Here is a 14,970-nt window from a genome sequence, read left to right as displayed (position 1 = left end):
CTCGACCCGGTCGCTTACAGTTGTCCTCATGCCCGCGAAAACTGATCACGCCGACATCGACGACGTCGAGCCGCTCGCCGACAGCACCGCCAGCCAGGCCCGCCGCGTTGTCGCAACGTACGCCACCGACGCTGACGAGTGCCGGATGTTCCTGTCCATGCTCGGCATTGGGCCCTCGAAAAACGAGGCGTAAATGAGACCGGAAGGCGGCCCCGGGGTCGCCTCCGGTAACTCCGACTTCGTCGTGGTGGCCAACCGGCTGCCGATCGACATGGAGCGGTTGCCGGACGGCAGCACAACCTGGAAACGCAGCCCCGGTGGCCTGGTCACGGCACTTGAGCCACTGCTGCGCAAGCGCCGCGGGGCGTGGATCGGCTGGGCCGGCATTCCCGACGCCGACGAGGGTCCCCTCGTCGAGGAAGGGTTGCAGCTCTACCCGGTGCCGTTGTCCGCGCAGGACGTCGCGAACTACTACGAGGGGTTCTCCAACGCCACGTTGTGGCCGCTCTACCACGACCTCATCGTCAAGCCCGAGTACCACCGCGAGTGGTGGGACAGCTACGTCGAGGTGAACCGCCGGTTCGCCGAAGCCACCGCGCAGGCCGCCGCCCCCGGCGCCACCGTGTGGATCCAGGATTACCAGCTGCAGCTCGTCCCCAAGATGCTGCGCATGCTGCGTCCCGATGTCACCATCGGCTTTTTCCTGCACATCCCGTTCCCGCCGGTCGAACTGTTCATGCAGATGCCATGGCGCACCGAGATCGTCGAAGGCCTGCTCGGAGCCGACCTGGTCGGCTTCCATCTCCCCGGCGGCGCCCAGAACTTCCTGGTCCTGGCCCGCCGGCTGGTCGGCGCCAACACCACGCGCGCCTCCATCGGGGTCCGGTCCCGCTTCGGCGAGATCTCCTACGGGTTCCGCACCGTCACGGTCGGCGCCTTCCCCATCTCGATCGACTCGGCCGATCTGGACGCCAAGGCCCGCAACCGCAGCATCCGGCAACGGGCCCGGCAGATCCGCTCCGAACTCGGCAACCCGCGCAAGATCCTGCTGGGTGTCGACCGGCTCGACTACACCAAGGGCATCGACGTCCGGCTGCACGCATTCTCCGAGTTACTGCAGGAACACCGGGTCAAACGCGACGACACCGTCCTGGTCCAGCTGGCCACCCCCAGCCGGGAACGCGTCGAGAGCTACAAGGCGATGCGCGAGGACATCGAACGCCAGGTCGGGCACATCAACGGGGAGTACGGCGAGGTCGGCCACCCGGTGGTGCACTACCTGCACCGCCCGGTACCGCGGGACGAGCTGATCGCGTTCTTCGTCGCGGCCGACGTCATGCTGGTCACCCCGCTGCGGGACGGGATGAACCTGGTGGCCAAGGAGTACGTGGCCTGCCGCAGCGACCTCGGCGGCGCCCTGGTGCTGTCGGAGTTCACCGGTGCGGCCGCCGAGCTGCGCCAGGCCTACCTGACCAACCCGCACCATCTCGAAGGCGTCAAAGATGCCATCGAAGCGGCGCTGAACCAGACCCCGGAAGAGGGCCGGCGGCGGATGCGTGCGCTGCGCCGCCAGGTGCTGGCGCACGACGTGGACCGCTGGGCGCGCGCCTTCCTGGCCGCGCTGGCAAGCGCGCATTCAGCCTGAGCGTTGGCCCAGGCTAAATCGGCTTGATCGCGCTGATCAGCCAGTCGTTGCCGAACTTGCGGTAGTCGACGCGCAGCCGGCTGCCGTCATACAGCGGTTCCCGGGATTTTCCGGTGACCGTGCGGTTCATGTAGACCAGCACCGATCCGGACTCCCGCTCGACGGACATCACGCCGACACCGACGACGTTGATCTGCACCACGAGTTGACGCTTGCGGGCCTCGGGAATCACCTTGGCGGTGGCGTCCTGTTCGAACTGGTGCCGGAAATCCGGGGCAAGCATCGGGTACGTCTCCATCAGGCTGCGCTCGACAGTCTGATAGTCGTAGCCGAACACCTTGGGGATCTGCTGGGCGGCCAGGCCCGGCAGGGTGTCCCTGGCGATCTGCTGGCCGCGCTGGAGCACGTGGTTCCAGTACAGCGATCCGCCGACCGCGGCCAACGCGACAAAGGCCACGGCCAACAGGCCGATCAGCAGGGTGGTGAGTTTCGCGCGCATCAGTTTCCACCGTCGGGGTACTTGAGGTCGTAGCCGGTCATGTGCCCGTTGTCGTCCTCGTGCACGATCACCCGCAGCCGGTACGGCCGGGTCGGGGCGTTGACACCGTCCAGGTCGGTGACGGTGACGCGGACCGCCACCAGCACGGACGCGTTGCGGGCGATCTCGTCCACGTCCTCCAGGGCCGCGCCGTTGACCACGGCCTCCGAGCTGGCCTGGGTGTCGCGGAACAACGCCTTGAGGTTGTCGGCGTTGTTGCCCTGACTCATCATGTCGCGCAGGGGCCCGCTGGTGCCGTCGATGAACCGGGTGACGCTCTCGTCGATCGTGTCCTGCGTGTAGCTGAACATGTTGACGACGGTCTGCTTGCCGGTGTCGACGAAACGCTCCTTGCGGGCCTGCGTGTCTTCCACCGCACGTTGCTGATCGTTCATCACATAGGCCAGCACGCCCAGCGTGGCGGTCGCCAGGCCCAGCACCACCGCCGCCACCAGCGCCACCAGGCCGAGGTGGGCCCGGCGCCGTGGCGGCGCCTTGACGGTGGCCGTCCCCTTGGCCGTCCTGGCCGCGGTCGCAGAATCGGCGGCCACCGGGGCGGTGGTCACCTCTACGGCGGGTGCGGCCCCGGTCGGGCCGGCCGCCCTGGACGCGCGCCTACGCGCGGGCCTCGATTTCGAGGCCGCTTCTTCGGTCATCAAGCCTGCCTTGGATCCAGCATCAGGTCTACCCAGGTTTCCGCGGGTGCCAGATCGTCGGCGCCGGCTGCGTACACAGCGGTGCCTCCGTCGGCGTCAGTGAAAACCCCACTGTGCTGATCGTAGGTGCCCACCTCGGGTGCGCTGGCCAGAGGTGGTGCCTCGGCCGGCAACGGCGCATCCGGAGCCGGAGCTTGTGGTGCCGGTGCCGCTTCGGGTGCGCCCGGAGGCGTCCGGCCGTACGGCGGAACGATCTGGTCCGGCGGCGCGAAGTAAGGCCACGGCGGCGGAGGCGGCCCCGGCTTGTTCGGCGGCACCGGCAGCGGGAACGGCGCGTGCGGCGCCGGCCCCGGCCCGGGTTCGACCCCCGGCGGCAGCTGCACCACCGGCGGTCCCGGATCCGGATCGACCTGCGGTGGGATGTTCGGGAACTTGTTGGGCGGCAGGATGTTGCGCCCGTCCTCGATGGGCGTTCCGTACGGCACCGGCGGGCCGCGCCAGGGATTGCTGCCCAGCGGGACGTACCCCTTGGGATCGCGGCACAGCTGGACCGTGGGCGCGCGCTTACCGGGGAATTCCTGGCACGGGTAGTTGCGGGCGCCGCGGACCACCGCGGGGTCGTTCTGCGCGGTCTTGCAGTACAGGTCCCCGGGCAGTTCACGCAGGGTGGTGTCGGCCGGTGACCGGATCTGGGTCGACGGGACGAAACCGGTCAGGCACGGCGGCGGATCACCAAGGTCGATCTTGAAGTCGAGCTTGCCGCCCTCGTCGGTGGGGACACCGCCGGCCACCGTGTTCAGTGCCGCCATCAGGGCCGGGAAGATCACCAGTGCCTGCTCCAGCGATTTGCGGTAGATCACGCCGATGCGGCCGAAGTTGGCCAGGTTGGCGGCCAGCACCGGGAACGTCGGGCGGATACCGGAGAACGCGGTGTTGGCCGCCTCGGTGGCACCGGGCACCGTCTTCAGCGTGGTGCGCAGCTGCGGGTCCGCCTTGTTCACCTCACCGGTGAACCGGGCCAGCCCGTCGGCCAGGGCGCGGATGTTGTCCCCGCTGCGCATCTGCGCTTCCAGGAACGGCCCGGCCTGGTCGATCAGCTGAGTGGTCTGCCCGGCACTGGCGTTGGCCTCGTCGATCAACAGCCTCGAGGATTCGAGCAGGCGCGCGAGTTCGGGGCCGGATCCGTTGAACGCCTTGAATGTCTCGCGCAGCAGGTCCTGCAAGCGGCTGTTGCCGATGCTGTCGACCAGTGTGTCGGCCTCGTGCAGCAGGCCGGCGATGTCCTGACCGACGCGGGTGTTGGCCTGGTCGATCGTGGCACCGTTGCGCAGCTTGTCCGTCGACGGCGATTCTGGCGGGACGAGGTCGATGTACTGCTCACCGACCGCCGAGACACTCTTGACGGTGGCGGTGACGTTCTGCGGGATGGACGTGGAGCTGTTCAGCTGCATCCGGGCCACCACGCCGTCGGGCGCCAGGCCCACGGACTCCACGCGGCCCACCGTCACGCCACGGTAGGTGACGTTGGCGTTCTCGTAGATACCGCCGCCGGCCAGGAAGTTGGCCTTGACGTGATAGGTGCCGATGCCCACCGCAGCCGGCAGGTGCAGATAGAACAGCGAGATCGCACCCACGGTCAGGACGGTGACGACCCCGAAGATCATCAATTGCATACGGGTCAGCCGGTCGATCATCTACGGCTTCTCCTCGTGCTGGGTGGCGGTGCCGGCCGGGATCTTGAACGGGTCGGCGGCCTGCCCCGACAGGTTGGCCATCGCCCCGGTCAGGAAGTCCGGTGGGTTGATCACTTCACTGAGATGCTTCATGTTCGGGTCGAATCCGCCGGTCGTGAAGACGGATTCGCCGAACCGGCGCAGGGTCAGGTCAAAGGTCACGAACACGTTCAGATAGTCACCGCGCACCGCGCTGCGCAGGTACTTGTAGTGGAACGGGAACGTCGGCAGGAACTCCAGGTCCTTGATGAAATCGTCGGCATTGTCGTTGAACGCCTTGATCACCGGGTACAGGTCCTTGAAGTCCGCGGCGAAGTCTTCCTTGGTCTGCGACAGGATCTTTGAGCCCACCTCGGCGAAGCCGCGCAGCGCGGTGAACGCCTCCACGATGTTGGAGCGGTTGTCGTTGAGCACCTTCAGCGCGCCGGGCAGCGTGTCGAGCGTGCGGCCCAGATTGTCCTTGCTGCGCGCGAGGATCGAGGCGAACCGGTTGAGTCCGTCGGCGGCCGCGATGATGTCGTTGGTCTGCTGGTCCAGCGAAGCGGTCAGCTCGGCCAGGCGCGGGATCAGCTCGGCGAAGGTCCCGGACCGCCCGGCCACCGCCGCGTAGACCTCGTCGGTGATGTCCTGCAGCGCACCGAGATTGCCCTTGTTGACCACCATGCCCAGCGAGGACAGCACTTCCTCGGTGGTCGGGTACCGGCCGTCCGCCGCCGGCGTGACGGTGGCGCCATCGCGCAGCTGCCCCTGCGGCTGCTCGTCGAGCGGTTCGAGCAGCTCGACGTGCTGCGACCCCAGCAGCGAGGTCTGGGCAACGCGGGCAACGGCATTCGCGGGGAGCTTGACATCACCGTCGAGCGAGAGCTGGACGGCCGCGTAGAAGGTGCCGTCCGGACGCTGCATGGCGTCCACACCGGAGACACTGCCCACCGTGACGTCGTCGACCATCACCGGTGAGTTCTGCGGCAGCGTCGCCACGTCGGGCAGCTGCACGGTGATCGTGTACGACCCGGAGCCGTGGCCGGCGGTGCCGGGCATGTTCAGCGAGTTGAGCCCGCCGAATTGACAGCCGGTCAGCAGCATCGCCCCGCTGCCGATCGCCAGCGTCCGGCCGCCGAGCCGAGATGCCTTACCCCTCAATGCTTTACCCCTCGTCATCCGCCGGCACCAGCCTCGGCAGGTGCGGGTGCGGGCTCAGGTGCCGCCGCGGGTCCGGGTGCCGGACCGACGCCGGCCCCGGGAGCCGGCGCGGGCGCATCCGGCGGCAGGACCAGCGAGCTCAGCGTGGCGTCCGGCGGAATCTGCGGCGGGGTGACGCCGGGGGCGTTCTGCCACTGCAGGTACGGCACCGGAGTTTCCGACTTGGCCTCGGTCTCGGGGGTGTCGTAGATGATCTGCCCCTTGTAGGCGGTGATGCTGTTGACCGGGTGGAACAGCACCGGCGGGTAGTTCATCGTGATGCGTCGCAGCACCGGGCCCATCCGCTGGCGGCAGATCTCGGCGCGCTTGAAGTTGTCCGGGTTCGAACCGGTGTCGAACGTGCCACCGCAGACGAACTGCACCGGGTTGGCGAAGTTCGGCAGCGACAGCAGGCCACCGACGGTGCCCTGAGCCGGGTTGTAGATGTTGTAGAAGTTGGCCAGGCCGTTGGGCGTGATGTGCAGGATCTGTTCGATGTCGTCACTGTGATCGGTGAGGATCTGGGTGAAATCGGCGAGCTTGCCCACCTGTGCGATCAACGCGTCGTTGCTCTCGTTGAGGAAGCCGCGGACGTCGGACAGCGCCTGGTTCAGCGTGGACAACGTCTGGTCCAGACCGCTGGAGCTGTCGGCCAGCACCTGTGACACCGAGGCCACGTGGTTGGTGAACTGCACGATCTGCTCGTTGCTGTTGGACAGCGCCTCGACCAGGATCTGCAGGTTGCGCACGGTGCCGAACAGGTCGGTGCGGGAATCACCGAGTCGGCCTGCGGTCTGGGACAACTCGCGCAGCGCATTGCGGAAGGAGTCGCCGTTGCCGTCGAACGTGGCGGCCGCCTGGTCGACGAACTGCGCGACCGGCCCCTGGACCGAATTGGCCTGCGGCCCGAGTTGCGAACTGAGCTGGGTCAGTTGCTCTTTGACCTCGTCCCACTCGACCGGGACGCCGGTGCGGTCCAGCCCGATCGAGGCACCGTCGGCCATCACGTCGCCCTCGGTGTAGGCCGGGGTCAACTGGATGAACCGGGCCGCGACCAGGTTGGGCGAGATGATCAGCGCCTTGGCGTCCGCGGGCACCTTGATGCCGCGGTCCAGGGTCATCTCGATCTTCACATCCGACGGGCGCGGTTCGATCGAATCGATGGTGCCGACCGGCACACCGACGATGCGCACCTCGTCCCCCGGGTAGAGCCCGACCGCGTTGGTGAAGTAAGCGGTCAGTTTCGGGCCGGTGCGCGACGGCCACACCTGGTACACCCCCACCGCCAGCGTCACCAGCAGCAGCGCGGCCAGGGCGATCCGCACCCAGCGGGAGCGTACGGATTCCGAATTGTGTTGGGTCATGGCGATTTCGGCCTAACGATTACCCGCTCGGAAATGTATCCGCGCAACATGTCGGAGAGGCTGTCGGGCAGCTTGCCCGGCTGGAAGTAGGTGTCGAGCAGAACTTCCGAGATGGCCGCCGGCGGCAGACCGTACAGGTTGATGTTGAAGCCGGGGCCGTTGGCGACCACCTCACCGAGCGCGGTGGCATACGGCGGCAGCCGCTTGAGCGCCTCGCCGATGTGCTCGCGGCGCTCCAACAGGTTGTCCATCACCAGGTTCAGCTTCTCCAGCGCCGGCTTGAACTCACGCCGGTTGTCGGCCACGAAACCCGAAAGTTGCCGCGACACATCGTCGATGCCGGCGATCAGATTGCTCAGCGCCTGCCTGCGCTCGTCGAGCGCGGCGAACAACTGGTTGCCGTCGGTCACCAGCTGGTTGACCTGCCCGGCCCGGGCGGCCAGCAGGTCCGACACCCGCTTGGCGTGGCCCAGCAACCCTTCCAGGGCCTCGTCGCGCTTGTTGATGCTGCGCGACAGGTTGGCCACCCCGTCCAGGGCACCGCGCAGCTGCGGGGTGGCGTCCCGCAGCGTGTCGGTCAGCGTCTGCAGTGCCTGTTCGAAACGCGGCTTGTCCAACTCGCCGACGTTCTGTCCGAGATCCTGCAGCGCCGTGTTGAGGGTGTACGGAGTGGTGGTGCGCCCCAACGGGATAACGGTCGAGGAACCGGCACCCTTGGGGGTCACCGACAGCGACTTCTGCCCCAGCACGGTGTCGGTCTTGATCGCCACCAGCGATTGATCGCCGACCTTGACGTTGCGGTCCACGGTGAAACTCACCTTGGCGGTGTCACCGGCCAGGGCCACCCCGGTGACCTTGCCGACGGTGATGCCGGAGACGTTGACATCGTTGCCCGGGTCGATGCCGCCGGCGTCGCTGAAGTACGCCTCGTACGGCTTGCCCTGCGGGAAGAACGGCAACCCGGTGTATCCGAACGACACCAGCACCACGCACGCCACCAGGACGATCCCGAAGATCCCGGTCCGCAGCGCCGTGTCGCGCTCGACCCTAGCCATCCTCTGAACACCTCCCCTTGGACGGATCCGGCGGACCGCCGAACGGAACCAGAATGTCGCTGCCGGCAGGTCCGTTGATCTTCAGGCGGACCGAGCAGTAGAAGATGTTGAAGAACGAGCCGTAGGCGCCGAGTGCGTTGAGCCGCAGGTAGTTTTCCGCGAGCGGTTCGATCACCTTGTTGACATCGCCCTTGCGCTCGTCGAGCCGCTGCGCCAGCGGGCGCGCGTTCTCGATGACGCCCTGCACCGGTCGCCGCGACGTCTCCAGCATCTCGGTCAGGTCGTTCTCGGCCGACGCCAGCGGCCCGATGGCACCGGCGATCGGGTCACGTCCTTCGGCGAGCCCGGTGATCAGCTTCTGCAATTCGTCGACGCTGGAGTCGAACTGGGCGCCCTTCTCGTCCACCGTGCCCAGCACGGTGTTGAGGTTGGTGATCACGTCACCGATCAGTTGATCCCGCGCGGCCAGGTTCTGGGTGAACGCACTGGTGCTGGTCAACATGTTCGCCAGCGCGCCGCCCTGTCCCTGCAGCATCTCGATCACCGCGTTGGAGATCTCGTTGACCTTGTTCCCGTCCAGGCCTTTGAGCACCGGGCGCAGGCCGCCGAGCAACGCGTCGAGATCCAGGGCCGGTTGGGTGCGCTGCTGCGGGATGGTGTCGCCGGGGCGCAGCTTGCGCAATTCGCCTGGGCCCGAGGTGATCTCCAGGTAGCGGTCACCCACCAGGTTCTCGTAGCGCACCTTGGCCTGGCTCGAGGAGTACAGCTGGTAGCGCTTGTTGACGTCGAACGCCACGTCGACGGTGTTGTCCGAGTTGAGCTTCACCGCGTGCACGGTGCCGACCGGGACGCCCGCGATGCGGACGTCCTGACCGGCCTTGAGCCGCGAGGCCTCACTGAACGTGGCGTGGTAGCTGTTGGTCGAGGCGAATCGGAATTCACCGAACACCACCACCAGCATCGCCGCCACCAACAGCATGGCGATGGTGAAGATGCTGACTTTGAGCATGGTCCGATCAGGACGCGCACCCGCGGCCATCAGTGTCGATTCCTCACGCAAGCGTTCGTCATCAGAACCGGTCTCTTTCCGCAAACGCACCGTTGAACAGGAATTGCAGGGTCGCCGGCGCGTCGAACTGCACCTCGGTGTTCGGCTGGAACGGGATGTAGGCGTTGTCGGTCACCAGGAACGGCGAGTGGTACCAGCTGCCGCCGAACTGCTTGGACGGCACCTCGGGCAACCCGCGGCAGTTGGGGCCGCCGGAGGCGTTCACGATCGGCAGGCTCTCCGGGTAGGTGTAGGCCGGGGAGCCGGGCAGGAAGTTCGACGACACGAACAGGCCGGGACGGATACCACCGATGATCGGGGCGAACCGGTCCACCGCGTTGGCGGTGCCCTTGAGGATGCAGCCGAACTCCGGCGAGTACTCACCGGCCACCTGCAGTGGGGCCCGCAGCCGCTGCACGGCGGCAATGTAGTCATCGGCGGCCGGCTGCAGGGTGGCCGTGCCGTTGTTGGCCAGCCCGGTCGCGGCCAGCAGAGCGGCGTTCAGGTTGGTCTTCTCGTCGACGATGGTCTGGCTCAGGGCCGGCGCGTTGTCGATCACCCGGGCCAGATCCGGTGCGGCATCGCCGTAGATGTTGGTCACCGCAGCGGCCTTGGCGAAGTCGTCCTGCAACGTCGGCAACTTCGGATTGACCTGTCCCAGATAGCTGTTGAGCCCGCTCAAGGCGGCACCCAGGTTGTCACCGTTGCCACGCAGGCCCTCGCCGAGTGCGGTCAGGGTGGCGTTCAGGCTGACCGGGTCGATTTTGTTGAGCACATCCGACAGCGTCTGGAAAAGGGTGTTGACCTCAAGCTGGACGTCCTTGGCCGCCACGGTGCTGCCCGGGCGCAACGACTTCGAGTCGGGTTCCGTCGGCGGCAGGAACTCCACCGACTTCGCACCGAAGATCGTGTTGCCCGCGATCCGCACGGTGGCGTTGGCCGGGATGTAACGCATCTCGCCGCGTTTGATCGACAACGTCAGCTTCGCCTCGTTGCCGGCGTACTCGATGTCGGTGACCTTGCCGACCTGGATGCCCCGGTACTTCACCTTGGCGTCGCGTTCCATCACCAGGCCGGCCCGCGGCGCGGTCAGGCTCACCGTCTCCGTCGGCGTGAAAGCGGCCGTGTAGGAGAGGTAGGTGAAGATCACCGCGGCCGCCACGATCGCCGCCAGGATCGCGGCCGCGATCCGGACATGCCGGCGGTGCTTGGAGTTTCCGTCTGACATAGAAGTTCCTGCCACCTACCCGGAAAGGTTGAAGTTGCCGGACGCGCCGTACACGGCCAGGGAGATGAACAGGGTGATGGTGACGACGACGATCAGCGAGGTGCGCACGGCCTGACCGACCGCAATCCCGACGCCGACCGGCCCGCCCGACGCGTTGTAGCCGTAGTAGGTGTGCACCAGCATCACCGCGATCGCCATCACGATGGCCTGCAGGAACGACCACAGCAGGTCGCTGGGTATCAGGAAGGTGTTGAAGTAGTGGTCGTAGAGCCCGGCGGACTGGCCGTTGATGAACACGGTGGTGAACCGCGCGGCGAAGAAGGCGGCCAGCACCGACAGTGAGTACAGCGGCACGATTGCGATCAGACCGGCCAGCAGGCGGGTCGACACCAGATAGGACACCGCGTGCACGGCCATCGCTTCGACGGCGTCGACCTCCTCGGCCACCCGCATCGCACCGAGCTGGGCGGTGGCGCCGGCGCCGATCGTGGCGGCCAGGGCGATGCCGGCGATCACCGGTGCCACGATGCGCACGTTGAGGAATGCCGACAGGAAGCCGGTCAGGGCCTCGATACCGATGTTGCCCAGCGACGAGTAGCCCTGCACCGCGATCACACCGCCGGAGGCCAGGGTGAGGAAGGCCGCGACGCCCACGGTGCCGCCGATCATCACCAGGGCGCCCGCGCCCATGGTCATCTCGGCGACCAGGCGGATGGTCTCCTTGCGGTACCGGTTGAGCGCGTTGGGCAGGTATCGAATGGTCTCGCCGTAGAACAGCGCCTGCTCGCCGACGTTGTCGACGATCTTGGGCACCCCGCGGAACATCCGGCGGAAGCGGAGCGTGGCGTCATAACTCATCGGAGTCCTCGGCTCTTCGCGCAAGCGCTCATCGGATCATGGCTCTTCGCGCAAGCGCTCATCGGATCATGGCTCTTCGCGCAAGCGCTCATCGGACGAGCACCCGAACGCCGACCGCCGTCATGATCACGTTGATCACGAACAGACAGATGAAGGCATAGACCACTGTTTCGTTCACCGCGTTGCCGACACCTTTCGGGCCTCCTTTGACGGTCAACCCGCGGTAGCAGCCGACCAGGCCGGCCACCACGCCGAACAACAGCGCCTTGATTTCGGCCAGCACGAGCTCACCGAGACCGGTCAGCACGGTCAGCCCGTTGATGAACGCACCGGGGTTCACGCCTTGCAGGAACACCGAGAACACGTAGCCGCCGGCCAGGCCGATCGCGCAGACCAGACCATTGAGCAGCAGCGCCACGAAGGTGGAGGCCAGCACGCGGGGCACCACCAGGCGCTGGATCGGATCGATGCCGAGCACCCGCATGGCGTCGATCTCTTCGCGGATGGTGCGCGCGCCCAGATCGGCGCAGATCGCGGTGGCGCCGGCGCCGGCCACGACCAGCACCGTCACCACCGGACCGAGCTGGGTGATGGTGCCGAAGGCGGTGCCGGCACCGGACAGGTCGGCGGCACCGATCTCGCGCAGCAGGATGTTGAGGGTGAACGCGACCAGCACGGTGAACGGGATGGCGACCAGCAGGGTCGGCACCAGTGACACCCGGGCGATCATCCAGGTTTGATCCAGGAATTCCTTGAACTGGAACGGCCGGCGGAAGATCTTGGCGAACGTGTCCAAGGACATCTCGACGAAACCGCCCACGGCCCGGGCCGGAACCGCAAGCTGTTCGATCAACCTTGGCTCCGTTCTCGTACGTACTGGGTGGTTCTCAAGAGGTGCGGGCTTTCGCGGAAATTCGCGCTAGCGAAAATACGGCGGCCGCTCGTCACGGCTGCCACCCCACCCCTGGGTCTTACTCTGCTCTTAGTGAGCCGGATCATAGTAACTAGAACATGTTCGCAGTGTCAAAGAATTCAAAACCCTGGTTCCACCCGCGGTTTTCCCTGCTCATTACCTGTGGACGCGAGCCATTACTGCAACACGTTCTACCGCGTCTGCGCGGCGGCCAACGAGACCGTCAGTCTCGTGAACCCATCAGCTCCGTCGCCGAGAATCCACGCTCCGGGTCACGATCAGCAAAGTAGTCGTGCAGTGTCCCGCTGAGATCGGCCGGGTTCCAGGCAGAGGAGTCCGCGGTGAAGTGCTTCTCTGCTGTGGGCGGCGCGACCAACGTGACAGTTGGACCATAGACGATGAACAGCTGAGCGTTCACTGCTTCGGATGCGGGCGAAGCCAGGAATCGCACCAGCGTGACGACGTGGTCGGTGGACAGCGGATCGACCTGTCCCTCGCTCAGCTCCGGGGCGTCGCCGAACACGCCTTCGGTCATGGCCGTGCGGGCCCGCGGCGCGATGGCATTGGCGCGTACCCCGAACCGGCCGAGCGCCCGGGCCGCCGACACCGTCAGTGCGGTGATCCCGGCTTTGGCGGCGCCGTAGTTGGGCTGGCCGACCGGACCGGACAGACCGGCCTCCGAGGAGGTGTTGATGATCCGGCCGTACACCGTGCCGTCGCCGGCCTTGGCCTTGTTGCGCCAGTAGGTGGCGGCGTTGCGGGTCAACAGGAAGTGGCCGCGCAGGTGCACCGCGATGACGGCGTCCCACTCCTCGTCGCTCATGTTGAACAGGATGCGGTCGCGGGTGATGCCGGCATTGTTGACGACGATGTCCAGGCCGCCCAGGCCGTCGGCGGTCGAAACCAGCTCGTCGGCCGTCGCGCGCGCGCTGATGTCACCGGCCACCGCGACACCTTTGGAGCCGGCGGCGGCGATCTCGTCGAACACGTCGGAGGCGTCCAGCGCGCCGGCCATGTCGTTGACCACCACGGTGGCCCCGGCCTTGGCCAGGCCGATGGCCTCGGCGCGGCCCAAGCCCGCGGCCGCGCCGGTGACCACGGCGACCTTTCCGGACAGATCGATCTGGGCGTCGTCGTTGGTCATTCTGCTCCTCGCGTGCGCTTCATCTTTTCCGCTCCTCGCCTGCGCGGGTGAAATTTATGAATGCCTCTAGTCTTTGCGGATCAGAGCCGCCCGCGGGCATTCGGCGATGGACTGCTCGGCCAGGTCCTCCTGGTCGGCCGGCACCGGATCGGACTTGACCACGGCGTAGTCGTCGTCGTCAAGATCGAACAGGTCGGGGGCAATACCCACGCACACCGCATTGCCTTCACAGCGATCACGGTCAACTTCAACTCGCATGGCGACCTCCTCATGACGTGTGCGCAGACCGGGCTGCGGTCGCGCAGCCACAGAATACGATCCCACCGGACGGATACCAGTCCAAACACCGGCCTGGATCATAAGACTAGAACGTGTTACAACCAGGTGAGAACTCAGGTCTACCAAGCAGTGAGGATGCAACGCAATGCGGATCGGTTACACCCCCGAGCAGGAGGAGCTGCGCCGCGAATTGCGCGCGTACTTCTCCAAGCTGATGACGCCCGAGCGGGTGGAGGCACTGAGCTCCTCCGAGGGCGAGATGGGCCGCGGCAACGTCTACCGCGACACCGTCGCGCAGATGGGCAAGGACGGCTGGCTGACGCTGAGCTGGCCCAAGGAGTTCGGTGGCCAGGAGCGTCCGCCGATGGACGGGCTGATCTTCACCGACGAGGCCGCGATCGCCGGCGCCCCGGTGCCGTTCCTGACCATCAACAGCGTCGCGCCGACGATCATGCACTTCGGCACCGAGGAACAGAAGAAGTTCTTCCTGCCCAAGATCGCCGCCGGCGAGCTGCACTTCTCGATCGGCTACTCCGAGCCGGGCGCCGGCACCGACCTGGCCGCGCTGCGGACCACCGCGGTGCGCGACGGCGATGACTACGTGGTCAACGGCCAGAAGATGTGGACGTCGCTGATCGCCTACGCCGACTATGTCTGGCTGGCAGTGCGCACCAACCCCGAGGCCAAGAAGCACCGCGGTATTTCCATGTTGATCATGCCGACCACCGCCGAGGGTTTCTCCTGGACCCCGGTGCACACCATGTCCGGTGTGGACACCAGCGCCACCTACTACCAGGACGTGCGGATCCCGGTGACCAACCTGGTCGGCGAGGAGAACGCCGGCTGGAAGCTCGTCACCAACCAGCTGAATCACGAGCGCGTCGCGCTGGTGTCCTCGCAGCCCATCTATGTCGCGCTGGACGGGGTCCGCGAGTGGGCCCAGAACACCAAGGACGTCCATGGCAAGCGGCTGATCGACTCCGAGTGGGTGCAGCTCAACCTGGCCCGGGTGCACGCGAAGGCCGAGGTACTCAAGCTGATCAACTGGGAGCTGGCCTCGGCCACCGCGGCCCCCTCCCCCGCCGACGCCTCAGCGGCCAAGGTGTACGGCACCGAGCTGGCCACCGAGGCGTACCGCCTGTTGATGGAGGTGCTGGGCACGGCGGCCACGCTGCGCCCGGACAGCCAGGGCGCGCTGCTGCGCGGCCGGATCGAGCGGTTCCACCGCTCGGCGCTGATCCTGACCTTCGGCGGCGGCACCAACGAGATTCAGCGTGACATCATCGGCATGGTCGCCTTGGGCCTGCCCAGGGTCAACCGGTAAGGGACA

15 protein-coding genes are annotated in these 14,970 nt (G+C 66.8%); 3 read left to right on the top strand and 12 right to left on the bottom strand.

The features are described 5' to 3' along the window. Positions 1-28: 28 nt before the first annotated feature. Both FR943_RS04705 and FR943_RS04700 read left to right on the top strand, forming a co-directional pair. On the top strand, positions 29-193 hold the full coding sequence (locus tag FR943_RS04705; protein ID WP_217155192.1) for a hypothetical protein: 165 nt from the start codon (positions 29-31) through the stop codon (positions 191-193). After that, on the top strand, positions 194-1,645 hold the full coding sequence (locus FR943_RS04700) for an alpha,alpha-trehalose-phosphate synthase (UDP-forming) (protein ID WP_217155191.1): 1,452 nt from the start codon (positions 194-196) through the stop codon (positions 1,643-1,645). A gap of 13 nt (positions 1,646-1,658) precedes the next feature. Here the strand turns inward: FR943_RS04700 and FR943_RS04695 are convergent, their stop codons facing one another. The 12 genes from FR943_RS04695 to FR943_RS04640 form a co-directional block, all read right to left on the bottom strand. Further along, a complete protein-coding gene (locus FR943_RS04695) occupies positions 1,659-2,144 on the bottom strand; it encodes a mammalian cell entry protein (RefSeq protein ID WP_217155190.1) in 486 nt (161 codons plus the stop codon). Then, on the bottom strand, positions 2,144-2,839 hold the full coding sequence (locus FR943_RS04690) for an Rv1363c family protein (protein WP_217155189.1): 696 nt from the start codon (positions 2,837-2,839) through the stop codon (positions 2,144-2,146). Before FR943_RS04690 ends, FR943_RS04695 begins: the two co-directional genes overlap by 1 nt. Next, the gene (locus tag FR943_RS04685; protein ID WP_217155188.1) at positions 2,839-4,533 is read right to left on the bottom strand and encodes an MCE family protein; all 1,695 of its coding nucleotides are present in this window, start codon (positions 4,531-4,533) and stop codon (positions 2,839-2,841) included. The genes FR943_RS04690 and FR943_RS04685 overlap by 1 nt, the downstream gene beginning before the upstream one ends. Continuing rightward, on the bottom strand, positions 4,534-5,655 hold the full coding sequence (locus FR943_RS04680; RefSeq protein ID WP_372448079.1) for an MCE family protein: 1,122 nt from the start codon (positions 5,653-5,655) through the stop codon (positions 4,534-4,536). A 71-nt stretch (positions 5,656-5,726) separates the two neighbouring features. After that, positions 5,727-7,115: an MCE family protein gene (locus FR943_RS04675; protein ID WP_217155186.1), complete on the bottom strand. Its 1,389-nt coding sequence runs from the start codon at positions 7,113-7,115 to the stop codon at positions 5,727-5,729. Then, a complete protein-coding gene (locus FR943_RS04670; RefSeq protein ID WP_217155185.1) occupies positions 7,112-8,170 on the bottom strand; it encodes a virulence factor Mce family protein in 1,059 nt (352 codons plus the stop codon). Before FR943_RS04670 ends, FR943_RS04675 begins: the two co-directional genes overlap by 4 nt. Continuing rightward, a complete protein-coding gene (locus FR943_RS04665) occupies positions 8,163-9,209 on the bottom strand; it encodes an MCE family protein (protein WP_217155384.1) in 1,047 nt (348 codons plus the stop codon). Before FR943_RS04665 ends, FR943_RS04670 begins: the two co-directional genes overlap by 8 nt. Before the next feature lie 31 nt (positions 9,210-9,240). Continuing rightward, complete coding sequence (locus FR943_RS04660; RefSeq protein WP_217155184.1) at positions 9,241-10,446, bottom strand: MCE family protein; 1,206 nt, start codon at positions 10,444-10,446, stop codon at positions 9,241-9,243. A gap of 15 nt (positions 10,447-10,461) precedes the next feature. Continuing rightward, positions 10,462-11,304, bottom strand: a complete 843-nt coding sequence (locus FR943_RS04655) for an MlaE family ABC transporter permease (RefSeq protein ID WP_217155183.1) — start codon at positions 11,302-11,304, stop codon at positions 10,462-10,464. A gap of 88 nt (positions 11,305-11,392) precedes the next feature. Further along, positions 11,393-12,157, bottom strand: coding sequence for an MlaE family ABC transporter permease (locus tag FR943_RS04650; RefSeq protein WP_217155182.1), 765 nt, complete (start codon positions 12,155-12,157; stop codon positions 11,393-11,395). Positions 12,158-12,440: 283 nt separating this feature from the next. Continuing rightward, positions 12,441-13,361 carry a 3-oxoacyl-ACP reductase gene (locus FR943_RS04645; protein WP_217155181.1) on the bottom strand — a complete coding sequence of 307 codons (921 nt, stop codon included), beginning with the start codon at positions 13,359-13,361 and terminating at the stop codon, positions 12,441-12,443. A 66-nt stretch (positions 13,362-13,427) separates the two neighbouring features. Next, positions 13,428-13,619 carry a ferredoxin gene (locus FR943_RS04640; RefSeq protein WP_036391771.1) on the bottom strand — a complete coding sequence of 64 codons (192 nt, stop codon included), beginning with the start codon at positions 13,617-13,619 and terminating at the stop codon, positions 13,428-13,430. A gap of 166 nt (positions 13,620-13,785) precedes the next feature. Here FR943_RS04640 and FR943_RS04635 point away from each other — a divergent pair, with 166 nt between their 5' ends. Then, positions 13,786-14,964: an acyl-CoA dehydrogenase family protein gene (locus FR943_RS04635; RefSeq protein ID WP_217155180.1), complete on the top strand. Its 1,179-nt coding sequence runs from the start codon at positions 13,786-13,788 to the stop codon at positions 14,962-14,964. The last annotated feature ends 6 nt before the right edge of the window (positions 14,965-14,970 follow it).

The organism is [Mycobacterium] fortunisiensis (assembly GCF_019050325.1).
Lineage (GTDB): Bacteria > Actinomycetota > Actinomycetes > Mycobacteriales > Mycobacteriaceae > Mycobacterium > Mycobacterium fortunisiensis.
The sequence above is the reverse complement of the archived record's forward strand: the minus strand, read 5'-3'. Positions and strand labels throughout refer to the sequence as shown.